This window comes from Bacillus sp. SJS (assembly GCF_000732485.2).
Classification (GTDB): Bacteria; Bacillota; Bacilli; order Bacillales; family Bacillaceae; genus Metabacillus_B; species Metabacillus_B sediminis.
Window position 1 is genome coordinate 22,116 of the sequence record NZ_JAQV02000026.1, and the last position, 20,677, is coordinate 42,792.

Annotated in this window: 18 protein-coding genes and 1 pseudogene; 4 read left to right on the forward strand and 15 right to left on the reverse strand. The window is 41.5% G+C overall.

From position 1 onward, the window contains the following. Positions 1-5 precede the first annotated feature (5 nt). The 3 genes from AS29_RS16195 to AS29_RS16205 form a co-directional block, all read right to left on the reverse strand. Complete coding sequence (locus tag AS29_RS16195) at positions 6-542, reverse strand: DUF1641 domain-containing protein (protein ID WP_035412183.1); 537 nt, start codon at positions 540-542, stop codon at positions 6-8. Beyond that, positions 535-3,543, reverse strand: a complete 3,009-nt coding sequence (fdhF, locus tag AS29_RS16200; protein ID WP_082883891.1) for a formate dehydrogenase subunit alpha — start codon at positions 3,541-3,543, stop codon at positions 535-537. The genes AS29_RS16195 and fdhF overlap by 8 nt, the downstream gene beginning before the upstream one ends. Positions 3,544-3,652: 109 nt before the next feature. Beyond that, positions 3,653-4,465 (reverse strand): uroporphyrinogen-III synthase, encoded by an 813-nt coding sequence (locus AS29_RS16205; protein WP_035412186.1) that lies wholly within the window; start codon positions 4,463-4,465, stop codon positions 3,653-3,655. 94 nt (positions 4,466-4,559) lie between these two features. Here AS29_RS16205 and AS29_RS16210 point away from each other — a divergent pair, with 94 nt between their 5' ends. Further along, the gene (locus tag AS29_RS16210) at positions 4,560-5,135 is read left to right on the forward strand and encodes a CBO0543 family protein (RefSeq protein ID WP_035412189.1); all 576 of its coding nucleotides are present in this window, start codon (positions 4,560-4,562) and stop codon (positions 5,133-5,135) included. Here AS29_RS16210 and AS29_RS16215 read toward each other — a convergent pair. The 3 genes and pseudogenes from AS29_RS16215 to AS29_RS16225 form a co-directional block, all read right to left on the reverse strand. Next, positions 5,132-5,626, reverse strand: a complete 495-nt coding sequence (locus AS29_RS16215; protein ID WP_035412193.1) for an STAS domain-containing protein — start codon at positions 5,624-5,626, stop codon at positions 5,132-5,134. The two genes, AS29_RS16210 and AS29_RS16215, sit on opposite strands and share 4 nt — an antisense overlap. A 338-nt stretch (positions 5,627-5,964) precedes the next feature. After that, positions 5,965-6,477, reverse strand: a pseudogene (locus tag AS29_RS22090) (methyl-accepting chemotaxis protein); the annotation flags it as partial. Positions 6,478-7,506: 1,029 nt separating this feature from the next. Then, the gene (locus AS29_RS16225) at positions 7,507-8,274 is read right to left on the reverse strand and encodes an SDR family NAD(P)-dependent oxidoreductase (RefSeq protein ID WP_035412199.1); all 768 of its coding nucleotides are present in this window, start codon (positions 8,272-8,274) and stop codon (positions 7,507-7,509) included. Positions 8,275-8,625: 351 nt separating this feature from the next. Here AS29_RS16225 and AS29_RS16230 point away from each other — a divergent pair, with 351 nt between their 5' ends. Further along, positions 8,626-9,468: an STAS domain-containing protein gene (locus AS29_RS16230; protein ID WP_035412201.1), complete on the forward strand. Its 843-nt coding sequence runs from the start codon at positions 8,626-8,628 to the stop codon at positions 9,466-9,468. A gap of 40 nt (positions 9,469-9,508) precedes the next feature. Here AS29_RS16230 and AS29_RS16235 read toward each other — a convergent pair whose 3' ends face one another. The 6 genes from AS29_RS16235 to AS29_RS16260 all read right to left on the reverse strand — a co-directional run bounded on the left by AS29_RS16235 (position 9,509) and on the right by AS29_RS16260 (position 14,513). Then, positions 9,509-10,675: a hypothetical protein gene (locus AS29_RS16235; RefSeq protein WP_035412203.1), complete on the reverse strand. Its 1,167-nt coding sequence runs from the start codon at positions 10,673-10,675 to the stop codon at positions 9,509-9,511. Positions 10,676-10,687: 12 nt separating this feature from the next. Continuing rightward, on the reverse strand, positions 10,688-11,515 hold the full coding sequence (locus AS29_RS16240) for a hypothetical protein (protein ID WP_035412206.1): 828 nt from the start codon (positions 11,513-11,515) through the stop codon (positions 10,688-10,690). Further along, positions 11,512-12,201 (reverse strand): ATP-binding cassette domain-containing protein, encoded by a 690-nt coding sequence (locus AS29_RS16245; protein ID WP_035412209.1) that lies wholly within the window; start codon positions 12,199-12,201, stop codon positions 11,512-11,514. Before AS29_RS16245 ends, AS29_RS16240 begins: the two co-directional genes overlap by 4 nt. A 14-nt stretch (positions 12,202-12,215) precedes the next feature. Beyond that, positions 12,216-12,584 carry a GntR family transcriptional regulator gene (locus AS29_RS16250; protein WP_035412212.1) on the reverse strand — a complete coding sequence of 123 codons (369 nt, stop codon included), beginning with the start codon at positions 12,582-12,584 and terminating at the stop codon, positions 12,216-12,218. A 194-nt stretch (positions 12,585-12,778) separates the two neighbouring features. Then, positions 12,779-13,540: a sugar phosphate isomerase/epimerase family protein gene (locus AS29_RS16255; RefSeq protein ID WP_035412215.1), complete on the reverse strand. Its 762-nt coding sequence runs from the start codon at positions 13,538-13,540 to the stop codon at positions 12,779-12,781. A 97-nt stretch (positions 13,541-13,637) separates the two neighbouring features. After that, positions 13,638-14,513, reverse strand: a complete 876-nt coding sequence (locus AS29_RS16260; RefSeq protein WP_035412217.1) for an SMP-30/gluconolactonase/LRE family protein — start codon at positions 14,511-14,513, stop codon at positions 13,638-13,640. Between the two features lie 59 nt (positions 14,514-14,572). On the opposite strand from AS29_RS16260, the gene AS29_RS16265 reads away from it, so the two are divergent. Together AS29_RS16265 and AS29_RS16270 are read left to right on the forward strand one after the other, a co-directional pair. Then, the gene (locus tag AS29_RS16265) at positions 14,573-15,025 is read left to right on the forward strand and encodes a hypothetical protein (RefSeq protein WP_035412221.1); all 453 of its coding nucleotides are present in this window, start codon (positions 14,573-14,575) and stop codon (positions 15,023-15,025) included. A 99-nt stretch (positions 15,026-15,124) separates the two neighbouring features. Then, positions 15,125-16,264 carry a PP2C family protein-serine/threonine phosphatase gene (locus AS29_RS16270; protein ID WP_035412223.1) on the forward strand — a complete coding sequence of 380 codons (1,140 nt, stop codon included), beginning with the start codon at positions 15,125-15,127 and terminating at the stop codon, positions 16,262-16,264. 61 nt (positions 16,265-16,325) lie between these two features. Here AS29_RS16270 and AS29_RS16275 read toward each other — a convergent pair whose 3' ends face one another. The 3 genes from AS29_RS16275 to AS29_RS16285 form a co-directional block, all read right to left on the reverse strand. Further along, positions 16,326-17,183 (reverse strand): CheR family methyltransferase, encoded by an 858-nt coding sequence (locus AS29_RS16275; RefSeq protein WP_035412226.1) that lies wholly within the window; start codon positions 17,181-17,183, stop codon positions 16,326-16,328. 15 nt (positions 17,184-17,198) lie between these two features. Further along, the gene (locus AS29_RS16280; RefSeq protein ID WP_035412228.1) at positions 17,199-19,850 is read right to left on the reverse strand and encodes an ATP-binding protein; all 2,652 of its coding nucleotides are present in this window, start codon (positions 19,848-19,850) and stop codon (positions 17,199-17,201) included. A 281-nt stretch (positions 19,851-20,131) separates the two neighbouring features. After that, entirely contained in the window at positions 20,132-20,557 is a 426-nt protein-coding gene (locus AS29_RS16285; RefSeq protein ID WP_035412231.1) for a VOC family protein, read from the reverse strand. Between the last annotated feature and the right edge of the window lie 120 nt (positions 20,558-20,677).

Below are 20,677 nucleotides of genomic sequence, written 5' to 3' on the forward strand. Positions count from 1 at the left end.
ACCTATTATGCATTTTCTCCCCGGTCTACCCTTTCGCCGGCTTCCTGCTGCTTGTTTTTTTCCATATGCTCGGTTTCCTCGCCGACCCCTTTTAAAAACGTCAGCATCAAGGTTACAGCTCTATTAATTTCCGGGTCCTTCAGTGAGCGGACGATATCCAGATAACCGGTTTTATGATCTGTATCCTTTTTTTCCGCTACCCTTTCCACCCCTTTGTTCAATTTAATCAAAAGGGGTTCCAGCTGCTGTACATTGACGGTGCCGAGTACGCCTAGCATAAGCAGCATGTTTTTCAGTGTGTTTGTATTTTCCGGTTTATCGAGTGCCTTCACCAGGACGTGCAATACTTTATCTCCCTGCCCGAATAAACCGTTTAGTAGAGACAATATCCCTCGATCCTGCATGTGCTGCATAAGCTGCAGCGATTCCAGGATGGCTGTTTTATTGGAGACTAACGCATCTTCCACTTCACGCAAGTCTTTTTTCCGCTGATCCTCTTCACTCAACTCAAGCCTTTTGATTTTAGTGGTCGCATTAGCCATTATGGTTTCGCTCCTTTTTCACTAAATCTCCCGGGAAGACATAATCCTTCCGGGCCCATTTTCTTTGAACTTCCACCCCTGTTTGAGGCTTCGGATTTCCGTTCCGGTGGTTCACCTTCGGCAGCGGATCGATTCCTTCAGCTTCGAGCACTTCAAGCTTCGCCTTCACTTCTTTGTATGCCGGAGTATCCGTATCTTTGTCCGCATAGCTGCTTGTCAGCAGATTAATGGCTGCTTCCCCGCTGTCGTTCATCGGGAGATAAACTTCCTTGCCGCGAACTCTGTCTGTTATATGCGCCTGCACTTTCACCTGACCGTAAGGGGTGACAAGTCTGACTAGTGATCCGGTTTTTATCCCTTTCTCCTCTGCTAATGCCGCAGATACTTCCAGGAAGGTCCTTGGCGTTTTCCCTGTAATTCCTTTTGATTTATAGGTCATATTCCCTTCATGGAAGTGTTCAAGAAGACGCCCGTTATTCACATGAACGTCATATTCAGATTCATAGGAAAGAGGATGAGTCCACGCAAGCGGAACAAGCCGAGCCTTTCCATCAGGAAATGGAAATCCATCGGTAAAAAGAAGCGGGGTATCCGTTCCATCTTCCGCAACTGGCCATTGAAGGCTTTTGTATCCTTCCAAGCGGTCATAGGTTACTCCCGCAAACAGCGGTGCAAGCTGAACAGCTTCCGCCATAATTTCACTCGGATGATCATAGGTCCATCCGGCACCCAGTCTATTTGCAATCTCCATAATAATCTTCCAGTCCGGCTTAGAGTCTCCAAGGGGTTCAAGCACCTGGTAAAGACGCTGAATTCTGCGCTCTGTATTCGTAAACGTCCCTTCTTTTTCAAGACTTGGGCTTGCAGGAAGAACAACATCAGCAAATTGTGCGGTACGGGTAAAGAAAATATCCTGTACAACAAAGAAGTCCAGCTTTTCGTATGCTGCCTGCACATAATTGATGTTGGAGTCGACAATTCCCATTTCTTCGCCTTTGACATACATCGCCTTCAGGTTTCCGTCATGGATAGCAGCAATCATTTCATGGTTATTCAATCCGGGTTCAGCTGGCAGATCGACTCCCCAAGCCTTTTCATATTTGCTGCGGACCGATGGATCTGTTACCTTTTCATAGGATGGGAAACGGTCCGGCATACTTCCAAAATCACTTGCCCCCTGTACATTGTTGTGTCCGCGGAGCGGGTAGGATCCAGCCCCCGGCTTCCCGTAGTTCCCGGTAATTAACAGAAGGTTAGAGATAGCTGTACTTGTATCGCTTCCTCCAAGATGCTGGGTAACTCCCATTGCCCACAAAGCACAAACCGTTTTTGCTTCATGAATCATTTCCGCTATTCTAATTAAATCGGCAATGCTGATCCCTGTAGCTTCGGAGGCATATTCCATCGTATACGGTTCAAGACTTCTAACATAATCCTTCAAGCCATTCACCTTGGTTGCTAAAAAGGTTTCATCAGCCCAGCCCTGATCCACGATATATTTAGTCACGGCAGAGAGCCATACAATATCAGATCCTGGATTAGGTTTTACAAATAAATCGGAACGCTCAGCCATTTCATGTTTTCTTAAGTCGGCAACGATTAATTTTTGATTATGAAGCTTGTGGGACCGCTTCACTCTTGTAGATAAAACGGGATGAGATTCAGACGTGTTGGAGCCAATTACCAGAACCAGGTCAGACATTTCTATATCCTTAATTCCTCCTGAATCTCCTCCATGGCCTACCGTCCTGAACAACCCCATCGTAGCGGGGGTTTGGCAATATCTTGAACAGTTGTCAATGTTGTTCGTTCCTATGACCGCTCTTCCAAGCTTCTGCATTAAATAAGACTCTTCATTTGTACATTTTGAAGAGCTGATAAAGCTTAAAGCGCCAGGTCCATGCTCATTTTTTATTTCCGTGAACTTGCCAGCAATCAATGCTAGAGCTTCTTCCCATTCGGCTTCACGGAATTCATCGCCTTCGCGGATCAGCGGCTTGGTCAGCCGCTCTTCGCTGTTTACAAAATCCCAGCCGAATTTCCCTTTAACACACGTAGAAATTCCGTTAGCAGGCGCTTCAGCCTGAGGCTCTACTTTTAAAATATCCCGGCCTTTTGTCCAGATGTCAAAACTGCATCCTACTCCGCAATATGTGCAGACCGTTTTCGTTTTCTTGATTCTTTCCTCGCGCATTGCCGATTCCATATCTGATATCGTTAAGATTGATCCGTAGCCTGTTTCAACATTTTTGGTAATTTCAATCATTGGACGAAGGGTTTCTTTTTGGATATCCGTCATATACCCCGCTTCGCCTTCCATTCCTTTTTCCATCATGGCGTTGCATGGACATACTGTGGAGCAGTGACCGCAGGAAACACAGGAAGATTCATTAATAGGAACATCATTGTCCCAGATAACGCGCGGTTTTTCGCGCTCCCAATCAATTGAAAGTGTTTCTGTTACCTGAACATTCTGACAAGCTTCAACACACCTTCCGCAAAGAATGCACTGATCAGGATCATACCGGTAAAATGGATGGGAATGATCAACAGGGTAAGGTTTTTGTGCAAAAGGTGTGCTTTGATGATTAATTTTCATTTCTTTAACCGTATTATGTACTTCACATCCGCCGTTGTTGTAATCACAAACCGTACAGTAAAGCTCGTGATTTTTCAGTATCCGGTCCATGGCGATAATCTGCGCTTCTTTTACAGGTTTCGAGTCCGTATCAACCGTGTCACCATCTTTAAGTGTGGAAGAACAGGATCTTACAAATTCTCCATTCACCTTTACTAAACATGTATCACATGTTTCGATTGCTCCAAGACTTGGATGATAGCAAACGTTCGGTACCTCAATTGAAGAAGCCGACAAAAGCTCAAGAATCGTCTGATCTTCACTCGCTATTGCATCAATCCCGTTTATTTTCACATTAAATGTTTCCGGCAATGTCTCCTCTTCCTCTCCGCTGAAAAATTTCGAAAAAAGAACTTCTATCATTTTCCTTTCCCCAACCTATTAGAAATAAACTGAATTTGAAAACTATTCGGTCCTATTCCTAAAATCGCTCACTTTTAGACAGCAAAAAAACAGCCCAATCAGGCTGCCTTCATTCCTTCCTATCCTCATAATATTTCCCAAGCTCCACAATTGCACTGCCCATCCGTTCATGATCAGGCACAACCAGTCTGTTAATTCCCTCTTCCTTTAAAGTCTGTGCCGTTACCTTTCCAACTGCTAAAGCAACAACATGCTCGGAAAACGCTTGTGTCACTTCTTCAGCTACTCCATTCTTTCTAGCGAATTCCATCAGAAACCTTCCTTGAGGCTTGCTTGTGAAATAAACAGCATCAATATCATTCTGAAGAATTTCATTCACCAGAGACTTCATTGTTTCTTCATTAGGAGGAACGTGGAGGTACGGCTGGATTTCCACACATTCGGCTCCTTGTTCTTTGAAAAATTCGATCAGTTTAGGAGCGCGCTCGCCATGAAGCTGAATAGCTACTTTCTTTCCGCTGAAGTGATGCTTTCTCAATTCCCTAAGCAGACCGTCGTTGCTCCCATCATCATCTCTAACTGCTGATTCAAGATTCATGCCGGCAAGAAATTTGGCGGTTTTATATCCCCGGATTCCAATTGAAAGCCTTCTTAATTCTTCTAAGAATGCTTTTTCTGCATTTATTTCTGCAGCCTTCTTTAAAAGAGCCTCAGATCCCATCCCTGTCGTTAAAATAATCCAGTCAAAATAACCGCTTATAATGTTCCGAACGTCTTTCTCAAGCTGTTCGTCATTTAAGAAAACGGTTCCTTGAGCAGGACGATGAAGATACGTTCCCCCATAATTTTCGATGATTGATTTTATTTCTTCTGCTTTTCTCTGTCCTGCAAAAACAATTTTTTTATTAAAAAGCTTTTTCATCCCAAACCTCCTTTTGAAATATTAGCCGATTCATGCATGAAACGGCCAAAAGACCGTAAAACTAACTTTATCAATTAAAATCATGGAGGAGAATATGGGAAATCATCAGAAGGAACTCTTAGATACAATCCAATCACTCCAGCTGGAGCATACAAAAGCATGGCTCCATTACTGGCTCACTTATTCATCCTTTCATACCTGGCAGTTTTGGCTGAATATCGGCTTCCTAATTCTCCCGCTCATTCTTCTTTATTTTGCTATAAACAGGAAAAAGGCCTTTTTTCTTGGTTTTTACGGATATAGTACCCATGTCTGGTATGTCTATATTGACGCATTTGGTGCCAGCCAGGGTTATTGGTTATTTCCCTACAAGCTGATCCCTTTTCTCCCTGTGAGTTTTGCGCTGGACGTTTCTTTGGCTCCCGTCTCTTACATGCTCATTTATCAATGGGTGCTGAAACATAACAAAAACTATTATCTCTATATGGCTTTGTACAGTGCATTCATGTCCTTTATCTTTAAACCAATCATGGTTGCTGCTGAGCTTTTTCAGCTGAATCGCGGAGCAAGCTATTTAACTTTGTTTATCGGCTATTTCAGTGTTGCAGTAATTGCAAAATGGATTACAAACGTGTTTATTCATTTAAAGAAAACAACTGAAAACATTTAACTCTCATTAATTTTCTGAAAAACCATGCCTTTTTCCTTCATTAAATATTGCAAAGCTGTGCGGAAGGATGAGAAAGTGTTCAACTCCTTCACAAAAGCCATACCGGACTCTGCAAGAATTTGTGTAATAGCAGGGGTAAAGCCAACAAACAGTACTTGTACACCCATGAGTTTTAAAGTTGAAGTCAGATTTTCAATGTATCTCCCAAAAATAGAAATTTCCCCTATCTCCTTTTTGGATATAGCAGTAAAATCAATGACCGCAGTACTCACATTTGCAGAAAAAGTGTACTCGGTAATCTTCGTGATCATCAGCTCGAAACGATCCGCATCCAGCCTTCCCGTAAATGGAATCAGAATGGTCTCAGGTACAATAGAAGGGATAATGGGGGCAGATAAATCCTTTATTAACTGGTCGCAGTCCGTTACCTTCTGGTTCAGCGCTCTAATTTCATCTCGTAATTCCTCTAATTCACTTTCTTCACCTTTCATATTTCACCTGACTTTCATTTATTTTAAACCCATCTTTATACTCAGCAGGAGCCATCCCATGCTGCAAATTCTGCACAGCATTCTTAAAAATGGAATTAAACTACCCATTAGCCTCCTGCGAAAGAGACATTACATTGTAATAATTCTAGCATTTTTTTTCACGAGTAAAAAGGAGCCTTCTGCAGGCTCCTTTTAGTAATTGGCTATTTTAATTCAACGGCAGATGACACGGATATTCTTTCAGGGGTGCTCAAACCTTTAGCCTTCCTGATGCACTGCGCTTGCAAGGAGTCCTGCAGTATTTACAATCCACACATACCGTATGAAAACAATTAAATTTAACGCACACTCATAATTTCTTTCGCTTTGCCTGAGGTCTGAATCATTAAGCCAGAAATCATTTCATTATCAGCGGTGAGCGTTTCGACAGAAGCATTCATTTCTTCGAGTCCTGCACTCGACTCTTCAATAATCGCAGCAAGCTCTGCTGTTGATTTTTCTACTTCTGAGCTGCTGTCAACCACTTTGCTGTACACTTTTTCTGTATGAAGAAAATCTTCATTCATTTTCTGGATCATTCTCTTCAGCGTTTCAAAATATTTACCAACATCTTCAGATGAGTCTAAAACCTTTACAATTTTCCTTTCGCTTTCCTCCATTTTTTTCAGGGTAAGTGAATTATCTTGGTTAACTTGCATTAAATTGGCTGTTATACTTTCAGCTGTTTTGTTTGTCATTTCAGCAAGCTTGCGGATTTCTTCTGCAACGACTGAAAATCCTTTTCCAGCTTCGCCCGCCCGTGCAGCTTCAATGGATGCATTCAAAGCCAAAAGATTGGTTTGTTCCGAAATTTGTTTAATGCTGTTGGAGAAAGTGTTGGTTTCTTTTACCTTTTCACTCAGCTCATGAAACGATTGGTTAAGGTCCGAAATCGTCACTTTAATCTCCGTAACATCCTGAGTAAAATGGGAAACCTTGCTTTCTCCTTCCCCAGTTATTTTACGCGTTTGTTCCGCTTCCTCTAAAAGCTCTTTCATTTGATTGCTCAGCTTCATCATCATTTCATGGGAAACAGAGGTGTTTTGAGAAATATTTGAAATTTGCTCTGTCTGCTGATAGCTTCCAGCAGCCATTTCATTGATCCCTGCCTTCATATCACTCTGAGCTCTAAGGTTGCTTTGAATGCGTTCGCTTGCAACGGAAACACTTTCAAGAATATGTTTCATACTGTCATGAAGCTGAGCCGCTTGACTGCTCTCTTCTGCCGCTTTCGCTTCTGTTTCAATAACAAGCTGACGAACATGTTCCGACTGTTGCCTATTTAAATGGATGAGTACAGACAAAATCAGACCTGACAGTACATAGGCAAGAATAACTGTGGCGATGTTCGTCTGAATCGAGGCCAATTCCTTCGCACTGTACATGCCTGCAAGAATAATGGTAACTAAACCAAGTGTAAATCCAATCGCGAAAATCAGTTTTTGGAAATGTACAACTGCAAAAATCGCCAAAAAGAAGGTGACAACTACTACAGTCCATCCTCCTCCAGCAACAAAAATTCCCGTGATCGTAAACACGTTTACCAGAACCACACTTGCATAAGGAAAAAGAAGATATTTTTTGAGGATCTTTTGGAATAGGAAGAAAACAGCTGTAAATAGGATAAGTTCTGCTGCAAAGAGGATGATCGTTTCTGTTTCTTTCGTTCCAATCGATTTTAATAGAGCAAGAACAAGTGATATGGAGAAAGCTGTGTACATTAATACATTTTTCTTTTTGATGTCCGCTTCAATCATTTGCTGAACATTTTGCATGTGAATACCCCTTTTACCCGAATAATTTAAAAGACAAGCGGCAGCCGTACTGCCGCCTGGTGTATGTTAAGGCCTGATATCTGATTTAAAACTTGCAAATCCATCATCCGCCATTACGATGGATCCATTAAGAGAGCGAGCTTCATCTGTTGCCAGGAAAGCTGTTACAGCAGCAATTTCTTCAGGCTCAATCAGCTTTCTGGTAAGCTGCTGCTTTTTCATATATTCAAGCAATCCAGCATCTCTGTACCCCTGAACAATTTTAGTATTAACCGCTGCAGGGCCAATTCCTACTACTCGGATTCCATGAGGGGCGAGTTCAAGTGCACCATGCTTTGTCAGCATAACAACCGCACCTTTTGCAGCCTGATAGCCCGTAATTCCAAGTGTTCCGACAAATCCGAACACAGAAGCATTGTTAATAATCACGCCTTCCGTACCCAGATCCTTCATTTTCCGGGCTGCCGCAAGCATTCCATAATAAACACCATGCTGATTCACATTTACAACCTTATGATAATCCTCAGGTGAATGATCTAAAAATGGTTTTGTAATTCCGATTCCCGCATTATTGAACATTACATGAATATTCCCGAACGTCTGTACCGTGAATTCTACAAGTGCTTCTACTTGTTCAAAGCTTGTTACATCTGCTTTGAAAAAGCGCGCTTCTCCGCCGCTTTCTTGAATATCGCGAACTGTAAGCTCTCCTAGTTCTTCATTAAAATCAGAAACAATTACTTTTGAGCCCTCTTTTGCAAGTCTTATCGCTGTTTCTCTGCCGATTCCTTCTGCTCCGCCTGTTACAACACTTACTTTATCCTTTAATCTCATTTTTGTGGGCCTCCTCTGATTACTGCTACATTTATATAAATCGGCTATTTCCTGAATTTATGAAGAGAAATGAAGAAAATAGTATCGCAGGGTATTAACCAACCTTTATTTCTTGGCGGCTGCTGGAATGGTCTTTCAAAGCTAGTTAAGCCTCGGGAAATCAATAAAGTGTTTTACTGCAAAAACATCCATCTGGATATTCCTTCTCGAATAGGACGGTGGATCCTAGGGAAAGCATGGTTTGCACTACTTGCTACCAACTGTTTCCCCTATTATTTTTCCCCATATCACAAACTCTTTCTTTTTTCTGGTAAACTAATGAATAGAGTTTATTATTTAGGGGTGAAATTTATGGATATGAATCAGGCGCTTCGCGACTACTTCCGCCAGCATGCTAATAATCTTACTGAGGACTGGTACAGTACGCTGGAAAATTATGATCCTTCTACTGTTTATGGTTCTAAAGACCCTGAAGTGATTAAGGGATTAAAAGCACAAAATTTGGAATTCCATATGCATGCACCTGATATATTTATAGAGGATAAAGAAACATTCTTAGTTAAATTCTACGAATGGGTTCATCAAATTGCAAAGGACGGAGCCCATCTTAGAACGCCTAATTACTTGGTTATTAGAGAATTTAAAAGAGTCCGCAAGCAGTATATCAAACTGATCAACGCATTTATTCATGAGCACCGTGATGATGTTTCGCGCGAACTGGCTAATGATTGGATGAACAAAGTGCTGGAAGTCTTTGATATTGCCGTTTTAAAATTTGTAGAGGAAGCCGAGAACAATTCAAAACAGCTGCTTAAAGCACAGCAGGAAATGATTTACGAGCTTAGTTCTCCTGTTATTAGCCTCGCCAATAAAGATGCTCTTTTGCCGCTTGTAGGGGATATTGATACAGCAAGGGCTAAAATTATTCTTGAAAATACGCTGGAACAATGCTCACAAAAGGGTGTTGAACATCTTTTTATCGATTTATCAGGTGTTGTGATCATTGATACGATGGTCGCTCAGCAAATTTTCCAGCTCATTGATACCCTAAATTTAATAGGCGTTAAGACTACAATCTCAGGCATCCGTCCTGAAATTGCCATGACAGCTATGCAGCTTGGGCTTTCTTTTGAGAAAACCAATATCCGCTCCACTTTATCTCAAGCGATCGTTTCAGCAAAAAAGGACATCTAATGGATGTCCTTTTTTGCTGTTCTTTTCAGGGCGTTGCCTCTTAGTTTCTTGGTATAGAAATTGAATGAATGTCTAGAGTCATATTTGCTTTTACTGAACGATTTACGATCTTCCCTGAATACACTTCTTCACCCGTTTTCATGCTGAAGGCTTTTATATAGGATTCATTTGAATTCTTCTTACCTGCGGCGTACATAACACCTTCCTTAAAGTCGACGGCTTCAAAGGATTTCTTAGAAATAGGGATAAACCTTTCCAGATCAATTTTTCCAGCTTTGATGTCATAACGGAGTGCTTTCATTTTTCCATTTTCAGAAACAGTATAGTACACGTGCGAATTCTCAAGGAACAGATCCTGAATCTCACCCTTACTGGAAGGCAGAGATATTTTTTCCTCTGTTCCAGTTTTATTGTTTATTACATAATACTCTCTCCGCTCGAGCTGATTGTCTTCACCATCCTGCTTGTAATAATTTTTAATATATGCAGTGTAATCGCTTTGTCTTAACGGATCCAATTCATTGAATAAGGTGATATAATAGTTTTCTTTATTCTTCGTTTCTGTCTCGCCGAAACGCTGTTCTGCAGCTAGCTCCCGGCTCTTTATATTAAACGTGTATAGTGTGTAATTTTCCCTGTTTGCATCTGAACTTCCATAGACAAGTACCTTTAGTTGATTATTTACTCTCTGAACATCCGTTACATAGAACAAAGATCGATCCTGTACAGGAATCTTTGCATCAAACTTCATTTGTTTTTTTGTATTTTTGTCCATTATGGCAAAAGTGAACACTCTCTTTTCCTCTTCCTCCTGAGCCAATTGAGCGCTCACAAGCCATTTTTCGTCTTCAAATATTTCTCCAAACTCTTTATTGCCTCTCATAAAATCCCGGTAATCTTTATGAATTCTCTCGAAATCTGTATTACCAAACCATCTTCTGTCCTGCTGGTCGATGATCGAAAGACGGCTGTGGTATTCCGATCCCTTTTCCGTAATGCGGAGGCTCTCATTTGTATATTCTTGATTATCCTTCATGTAATAGCTGCCGAATAAAGAAATACTGCTTCCAATGTCTTTGCTTCCGCTCTCTGTTTTTATCTTGAAATCAGGAAGAAGGCTTTTTGTATAAGCAGACTGGACATAAAAGGACCCTATTCCTAAAACTGCGATGATGGTGATCAGCATCGTTTTCCAATATTTTTTCATTATATATGCTCCTTATACCGTAATCTTCTTAGCCAGCAGGAATCGGCTCATAAAGACAGATAGAACCGCAATTGCACCCACACAGGCTATCCCGATATATATGATTTCAATTGGATATAACTGGTCCAATGTTCCGGCCAAAAACACCGGGATTAAAGCAACTAAGCAAGCCAGAACACCATATCCAATCCCAATTCCTGCACCAAGCCATTTATAGCTTCTTTCAAACAGGATGATCGTATTTAATACAAGTACCAGTGTAATTCCAGCGCCATAGTACAAAACAAATTCCAGAAAGGTGGAAGGGACGATCATACTGAGTACAGCGTTGGAATTCATAACGTATGAAAGCGGGGTAAGGCCCCTCAAATCCTGCGGAACAATGGATTGATAAATGGAAAATTCGAATGGTAATAACAGAAGTTGAAGTGCCACCAGACCAAAGATCATTAAGAGAATCGCCGCGGTTTTAGCAAAGTAAATATTCATTCTGGAAACCGGAATCATCAGCAGCCTGTACATAAATGCATTGTTGGCAAACCAATCTCTGTACCAGATAAAAAAAACGTAAAATAATAGCGCGCATATTGAGAGGAGTATAGGTCCCATATAGAACAAACTGTTTACAATGGATGAGAAACTCAGCGGCTGCATGGTCGAAACGTATTGTTCAGCACTAATTCTTTGTTTTCCCATGTATTCAGTTGCATGCCGGACCAGGTTATTTGATTCCATGAACACCGCGATCATTTGTCCGAGAATGGTTAGAATAATCAGTCCAAAATAGATTTTCGCAAACCGATTTACCTCGAAGTTCACAAGCTTTAAAAAGCGATTCATGCGTTATACACCTCTCTCATCACATCAATTACAGATTTGCCTTCTGAGATTCTCATATCCTCTGCATTAAATTGTTTGCAGACTCTCCCATTTTCAAGAAGAACCACCCGATCAATCAGATGCTCAATGTCCTGAATTTCATGGGTGGTAATAATGACGCCCCGCCCCTCAATCAAATGGCTTGTGAATACATTGGTGATCTGTTCCCTGCTGAAAATATCAATTCCTGAAAAAGGCTCATCCATCAGGAGATAGTCGGTATCAAGCGACAAGCCCATAAGCAAGCTTGCTTTCGCTGCATTTCCTTTTGAAAGGCATGAAATTTTGTCCCCTTTATTCAATTTAAAGAAATGAAGAAGCTCAAATGCCCGTTCCCGGTTCCAGTTCGGATAAAAATCCTCCATAAATTCCATGAACTGCTGGATTGTCATTCCGGGCTGCATGATCGGCGTATCCGGTATGTACGTAATTTTCTCCAGCGTTTTTTTATTCAGCTTTTCTCCATCAATCAGAATATTACCGGACTGGAAGGGAGTAAGCCCCATGATGGCTTTTAGTGCCGTTGTCTTTCCTGCCCCATTAATCCCTATTAAACAAGTAATCTCACCCTTGGCGGCTTCAAATGTTACTTTATCCAGTACCGTTTTAAATCCGAATTTCTTTTTTATCCCTTTTACTTCAATCATTTTGATCCCCCCTGCTATTCGGTCTGACTGTATTTCTCATGAATAATTTGGACAAGCTCCTCTACAGGAACCTGTATTGGTTTTATGGATTGGATAAACGAATCAACCGCCTCCATAATCAGTTCCTCCCGTACGCGATTTAAAATGGAGGTATCGGTTGTTACTTTGCTTGGAACATTTCTCTCTGTAAAAATCAATTGCTGCTCTTCCATTTCCTTGTACGCTTTTTGCGCCGTATTGGGGTTAATACTCAGCATTCCTGCAATCTCCCTCCTGGACGGAATTTCCTGCCCTGCCTTTAGCTTTCCGGTGGCGATTTGCTCTTTGAAGTAGCGGACCACCTGAAGGTAAACAGGGTCTCTATTATTAAAAATCGTACTCATCATACACCTCCACACTCAAACTGTGTGTACTACTTGGTTCACACACTTTATATTTGTACTATATATGTAATACACCTATCCCGTCAATCAATTTTTTCCAAAAAAGAAAGAAGCTGTATAGAAACAGCTTCTTTTGTGTAATCATGCTCTTATTCACTCATATATTCAGCTAAGAACTCCAGTGTCGTGGATTATTAAACCCCTTTAACCTTGAGATCATTTAAATACTGATAGCTGATTGAAATGCTTTCAAGCGGAGGCCTTTTGCACACATCCTGTTCAACTACAAGCCATTCAGCTTTTGCTGCCGCAGCCTTTTGCACAACGGCCTGCAAATCTATTACTCCTGTACCCAGCTCGGCGAAGGCTTTGTCTTCACTTGCTTCCATATCCTTCATATGTACGAGCGATAAGCGATTGCTGTACTTCTGAATCCATTCGGCGGGATTCTTTCCGGCATGTGTAAGCCAATATACATCTAGTTCTGTTTGTACCCATTCCGGATTCGTTTCGTCCATTAAAATGTCCAAACCCGTTTTATCCCCAAATGTGAGCAATTCAAATTCATGATGATGATAGCTTAGCGTAAGTCCGGCTTCATGTATTTTTTGTCCCATTACATTCAGCTTTTGGGCAAGCTCATGATATTCAGCTTCCTTCTCCATCCGGTCATAAGGATAGGCAATAATCAGATGCTTACTCCCTAATATATGCTGAGCCTCAATGTGTTTCTCTAAATTCTCTTCAAGCTCCTTAAGAACGAAATGGCTTCCAGAAGCCCGCAGATTAAGCTCATCCAGGTTTTTTCGCAACTCAGCAGGATTAACTCCGTAATACCCGGCAAACTCCACACCGTCAAAACCAATTTCAGCCACCTTGTTAAGCGTTTTCAAAAAATCCTTTTCACATTCATCTCTTAATGTATACATCTGTACAGAAATCGGCAATTGACTCATAAATAAACCCTCCCCTATTAATCTCACATTCTTATTTTATCATGATTTTCAAAAGGAATAAGAAAAAAAAGAACCGGCCTGAGCCGGATTCTGTCGCTTATCCTTTATAACGAAAAGCCTTTTTTCCATTCGCATTGGTTTTATATTGAAAAATGGCACCTGCAAGCGGCTGTTCAGCCAATGCAGCATCCTCCAGATTCTCACGGCCGGTTGTAATGTACAATACATCAAGCCGCTCCCCTCCGAATGTACAGCATGTAACCTGTGACACAGGAAGCTTTACCTCTTCAAGCTTTTCTCCCGTATTTGGATTCCATCTGGAAACACGTGATCCATTAAAATGTGCAATCCATAGATTTCCTTCAGCATCGATTGTCATTCCGTCCGGATGGCCCTCATCCTCGGGTATTTCAATCACTTTCCGTTTATTCGATAAGCTCCCTGAATTCAAATCATAATCAAACGCAGCAACCTTTTGTGTAGGAGTATCAATATAATAAAAAGTGTCCCCGCTCTCATTCCATGCAAGACCATTTGAAATGCCTGCTTCATTAATCAGCTTCCGGACCTTTTGATTCTCATCCATACTGTACAAAGCCCCCGTAGTACCCTGGCCCTCTTTCTGCATCGTGCCCGCAAGAAATCTCCCCGTCGGATCACATTTTCCGTCATTGAATCGATTATCCGGCTTATCGCTTTCCGGATCAGTAAGAAATGTCTTTTTACCCGTTTTACTATCAATCCGGTAAAATCCATTCTCCAAGGCGGCAATCAAATCGCCTTTTTCAGATAGAGAAATCGCACCAATCTTTTCTCCAGTATCAATTAGACGGTCTTTTTTTGTGTCAGGATTGAAAATATGTATGGCTTTTCCATGAATATCGATCCAGTATAACAAGCCCTCCCTGTCATCCCAAACAGGGCCTTCAGCTAAAATCGCTTTTGCATCATAAACCAGTTCCGCCTGATTCATCTAATCTCCTCCTAATCAATTATAATACTACTTCTTCATTCCCTATTTGGGGGAGAATTATGCTTTCTATTCATAGTTGTTTTTTTGATGGGAACAAAACCAGAGATCCCGGCCAGTCTCAGGCGCTTTCCAGCCAAACTGCTTTTTCCAGCCGGAACCGTACTCTTTCCAGCGGGTTCGGGTCGTTTTCCTGCCGTTCTCTTCCTCTTTCCGGCCGGTCTCAGGCGCTTTCCAGCCAAACTAATTTTTCCAGCCGGAACCGTGCTTTTATCAGCCGGGTTGGGCCGGTTTCCAGCCGTTTCCTTCTACTTTCCGGCCGCTCCACGGCTCTTTCCGGCCAAACTAATTTTTCCAGCCGGAACCGTACTTTTATCAGCCGGGCTGGGCCGGTTTCCAGCCGTTTCCTTCTGATTTCCAGCCGCTCCACGGCTCTTTCCAGCCAAACCAATTTTCCCAGCCGGAAACGCCCTCTTTCCAGCCGCGTTGGACCGTTTTTCAGCCGGCATGTTTAGTTCTGCAGACGATTTTCCCGCCAGTCCAACACCAAATCTCCCGCTTTCCATCATCTAGTAGTATAATAATAGTATTAAATTCTAAGTATGGAGCCGGTAATGAAAATTCTAATTGTTGATGACCATCCAGTTAATCTATTTGTTGTAGAAAAAATCCTGAAAAATGCAGGCTATGAGGATAATGTGTCTCTTTCCTCTGCTCAAGCTCTATTTGACTATTTAAAAATGGAATCACCAGCTGCCGCTAAGCCGGAAGCTGATTTGATCCTGCTCGATATTATGATGCCTGAAATTGACGGAATTGAGACGTGCAGAAGAATTCAGCAGGTCGAACATTTGCGTGAAATACCAATAATCTTCGTTACTGCTCTGGAAGACTCGAATAAACTTGCAGAGGCGCTTGATGTTGGAGGGCATGATTACATTACAAAACCTATCAATAAAGTAGAGCTTCTGGCAAGGATTAGAGTGGCCCTTCGCCTTAAACAGGAAAAGGACTGGCATGCCGAGCAGGAGCAGAAACTTTCTCATGAACTTGATCTTGCTATGCAAATTCAAAAGAGTTTATTGAATCCCCCGCTCAATGAAGAGAATATTCGCATCCATGTTTCCCATTTGCCATCGAATAAATTGGCTGGAGATATGTACTATTGGCACAGGTTCAGTGAGAATAAATACGGCGTTATTCTCCTTGATATGATGGGTCATGGTATTTCCTCTTCCCTAATTTGCATGTATATCTCTTCTGTGTTAAGAGATTCGATTAAACAGCTGGCCGACCCTGTTCTCGTTATCGAAGAGCTGAACCGGTATATGGCACTTTTATCAAATCAGACGAAGGAGCATAATTATTATTTCACGGCGATTTATCTGGTGATTGATACAGAAGCAAAAACAGTGGAATATGTAAATGCAGGTCATCCTCCTGGGTATGCTTTGCTTGATAACGAACTGGTTGATCTTGATAAAGGCTGCTGTGCGGTTGGATTTTTCGAGGAAATCAGCATTAGCAGTACAGTACTATCTTACACGGATAACGTTCAGCTTCTCCTGTTTACAGACGGTGTTTACGAAAATCATGGGGAAGATGAAAATACCATGCTTGAGAAGCTTAAATACATCGCAGGTCAAAAATGGTCAGGTGCTGCCATCTCGCCAATCCATCTGCTCGGCTTCCAGGAACAGGACGCTCCTCAGAAAGATGATATGTGCCTTCTGATGATTCAAGGGAACAAATAACCCATATAAAAAAGAAATACCCGATCCGGAATACGATCGGGTATTTTTATGCTTTTAGAATTCACGTTATTTTCCGGTAAATTTTTTCACTGGCATTAAACTCCTGATAATTATAAGCCACTTCTGTGAATTTCAGAGACTCTTTATCTCCCAATCCTATAAATCCTCCATCACATAAGCTTTCGTGAAAGAGATGATGAACCTGATTTTGCAAAGCCCCGGTAAAATAAATAAGGACATTTCTGCAGATGATGACGTGAAATTCATTAAATGATTGATCCGTTACAAGATTGTGCTGAGCAAAGCTTATGTTATTCAGAAGCTCCGGCTTTAAATAGGCAAATCGTTCATCTGTTGTGTAAAACTCCGAAAATGAACGGGTGCCTCCGGATAGAAAATAGTTTTTCGTGTAATTCTGCATCTTGTTAAGCACAAATCTTCCTTGTTTGGCTAACTCAAGGACTCGTTCGTTCATATCTGTTGCAAAGATATGGGTACGCTCTGCGAGGCCTTCCTCCTCAAGAAGAATCGCCATGGAATAAACCTCTTCCCCGGTAGAGCACCCGGCGTGCCAAATTCGAATCGCAGGGAGCTCTTTGAGAATCGGGACGACCTGTTCACGAAAGGTTTTGAAAAAACTTGGATTTCTAAACATTTCCGTTACATTAATCGAAAAATCATTTAACAGCTTATCGAGCATCTCCGGCTCATAAATAGCTTGTTCAAGAAGTCTCGATATAGTAGGGATTTGCTCCATTCTCATGCGGTTCTGAATCCTTCTTCCAATAGAAGAACGCATATAGTTGCGGAAATCATAGCCAGATAAACGATAGACCCCTTCAAGAAGCAAATCCATTTCAATTTCTTCCCGGTGACTAAATAACGCAGCATCCGTATTTGTTGATTTATTTTCTTCCATATATTCTTACCTCTTTTAGTTTGTAAGCCAGACTCTCATTGCAGAAAGCAGCTGTTCCATTTTAAGCGGTTTGCTGATGTAATCAGAGGCTCCTGCTTCAAGGCATTTTTCCCGGTCATTTTTCATGGCTTTAGCTGTTAAGGCAATTATTGGAACCTCGGTCATTTTATAATCCTCACGAATGGTTTTCATCGTTTCGTAGCCATCCATCACAGGCATCATAATGTCCATTAAGATTAAATCGATAGAGTCGTTTGTTTTTAGTATATCCAGGCATTTCTGTCCGTTTTCTGCTGAAATGACGTTCATGCCTTCATTTTTTAATGCTGCTTCAAGTACATAGATATTTCGGTGGTCGTCATCGACAATTAATACGTTTCTGCCAGCAAAAGCATTTCCCTCCGCAGCAGGTTCTGCCTGAGTTATTGCCGGGGCAATTTTTATTTCTGCCGCAGCGGCCGCCTCCAGCTGTGTTTTCTGCTCTTCTGTAATACCGGATAAATCGGGGTGAACAGGAATACTTAATGTGAACGTACTCCCTTTCCCTTCTTCGCTTGTCAGTGAAATGCTGCCGCCAAGCAGTTTGGCCAGTTCTCTGCAGATGGATAAGCCAAGTCCTGTTCCCCCATATTTCCTTACAGTAGCTCCATCTCCCTGCTGAAAGGCATCAAAAATAATATCATGTTTATTCTTAGGTATTCCTATTCCTGTATCTTTAACTGTAAGGCGGATTTGATTTTCCGGAATTGTATCGATATTGACTGTGATGCCGCCTTCTGACGTAAATTTGAATGCGTTAGAAAGCAGATTCTTAATAATTTGGTTTAACCGCTTTTCATCTGTATAGATTATATCTGGAACTGCATCAGATTTAGTGATATTCAGATACAGTCCCTTCTGGGCAGCAATATGAGCAAAATTCCGGTCAATATATTCAGGGATTCCAGCTGCATTTACTTCGCTGAAATGAACTTCAAGCTTTCCTGACTCTACTTTGGAAAGATCCAGTATTTCATCAATTAAGTTTAGAAGATCCTGGCCGGATGAATGGATAATTTCTGCGAATTCCTGTTCTTCCAAGGCAAGCTTCTTCCCTGTGTTTTCTGCAAGCATTTCTGACAAAATAAGAATGCTGTTTAGCGGAGTCCTTAGCTCATGAGACATATTCGCCAAAAACTCCGACTTATACTTGGAGCTAGCCATAAGCTGCTTTGCCTGAGCTTCAAGCTCCTCTTTTGCATTCTCAAGCTCTTTCGATTTGTCCTCTGCATCTTCGCTCCGGGACTCAAGCTGCTCGTTGATCATTTGCAGTTCTTCTGACTGCATCTGAAGTTCCTCTGATTGGGTCTGCAGTTCCTCTGATTGAGTCTGAAGTTCTTCTGTCATTGCCTGTGATTCAGCAAGCAGGCGTTTAATCTCCATTTGGCCGAGCACACTGTTAACGGTGAGCCCCATGGACTCGGTCAAAGCCTCAAGAAGCTCAATATGCTTTTGCTCGTAATCACCTAAGCTTGATAGTTCAATAATGGCGATCGCATTGCTTTTATAAAGAATTGGCGCAACAATCAAACTGCTCGGTTTAATATTCCCCATACTGGTGGAAATGGGCTGGTAATCAGCACCCAAATCATTAACGCAAACAACCTTCTTGTCAATAGCTGCCTGCCCCGCCAGTCCCTCGCCATAGGCAAATGAGTTTTTGGCATTTTCCGTTCCAAATGCGTATCCGGCTTTTTTCACAAAAACATCGCCGTCTTTCACATAAAAAGCACCCATTGCCGAGTCTGTCATATCAGCAAGGTTTTTTAGGAAGGTTTCTCCAAGCGGCTCAAGGGAAGAAATCCCCTGATTCTGGGTATTCACCGTATTGATGCCGGTTTGCACCCAGCTGCGGTCTTCCATAACATCCAGCAATCCATTTGTGGCTATTGCCAGTTCTTTTATTTCATCATTTGTCCGTACATTCAGCCTGCTGGATAGATTTCCCCCGCTTGTCATTGCTTTAATGTTGCCAATAACCTGCTGAACCGTAGAAACGATGGATTTGGAAATGGCAAGTCCAATCACAAGTGCAATAATTGTCGTGAGAACGATCAGACCATACATGGTGTATCGCAATGATAAGTTTTGCGTGTCGAGACTCGCTGCCCGCTGTTTCGTTAAATTCAGTTCAGTACCGCGGAATGTCTCAAACTGATCGCGGACCGACTTAATCGCAGATGCATCCGGATTTTGCGAATAGAAATTCCTGATTTGAGCATCCTGCCCATCATTTTTTAATCTGATAATCGGTTCACTTGTTTTGGTAATCCAATTATCGATTGAACTCTTAATAGATTGAAGTTTATCCTGCTGGGAGGGATTATCTTTGATTAAATTGTAAAGCTCAGCATAATCATCTTCTAAATAATCTCTGGAAACCTCGTAGGCATTCACATATTCATTGTTTCCAGTAATGGCGTAGCCTCTCTGGCCGGTCTGCATTTCCAGAAGTGACTTTTCAACCTGACCGATTAAAACAAAAACCTGGATATCGTGATTTATTATGAAATTTCTCTGCTTTTGCATTTGTGATATTTGATTGCTTATCAGTAAAATTGAAATAATTAAGCAAATTAATATGACGCCATAGCCGAATAGGATTTTATTCCTAATTCCGATTTTCATGGTTTCCTTCGTCCCCTTTTGTATTCTCTAAGAGATTATATACTAATTACTGCTTACTGCCTATTAGCAAAACACATTTACGCCCTGGTTTATCAACCCTGTTTTCCACTAATAAAAAAAACTGCTTGTGTCTATACAAACAATGTGTTATAGTACTAGGGCGATGAGCTGAGTTGCATAAGTCGGGGGACGCACCTTTTAGGTACAAACGATGTGGCGTTTGGTCCCTCGCCGCAATACGCAAAGGCACCTGATGATTCAGGTGCCTTTTTTACATTTTATTAGAATTCAAGCATCGCTCCCCTTTCATCAAATACCGAAGAGGGGTTCCATGCAATTTCCCATAGATTCTGTTCCGGATCTGCAAAATATGCAATCCTCCCTCCCCAGAAAGCATCACTCGGTTCACGGAGAATTTCACCGTCTGCCCTCCTTATCTCTTCAATTGCTTCATCTACTTGCTGCGATTCATCTACATTTATTGCAAATGAGACTGCCTTATATCCCTCGCTAATCAGTTTAACTTCAGCATCTTTCTCAAGTTCTTCCAGGGGATAAAGTGAGAGAAGAACCCCTGCTGTTTTAAAAACCGCATATTGATCTGAACTGATTTCCGCTTCTGTCCATCCGAGCTTTTGATAAAACATCCTGAGATTTTTTACATTTCTTGCTCCAATCGTTAGGAGCGATACTCTTTGAGGGATCATTTCTTTTCCTCCTTTTAACTTTGCTATCATAAAATGTTCAGCACTTTTTCCCTTTGTCCTTTAAATATTTTTTCCACTTCTACAAATTTTTACATATTTATCAGGTAATTATGATTATAA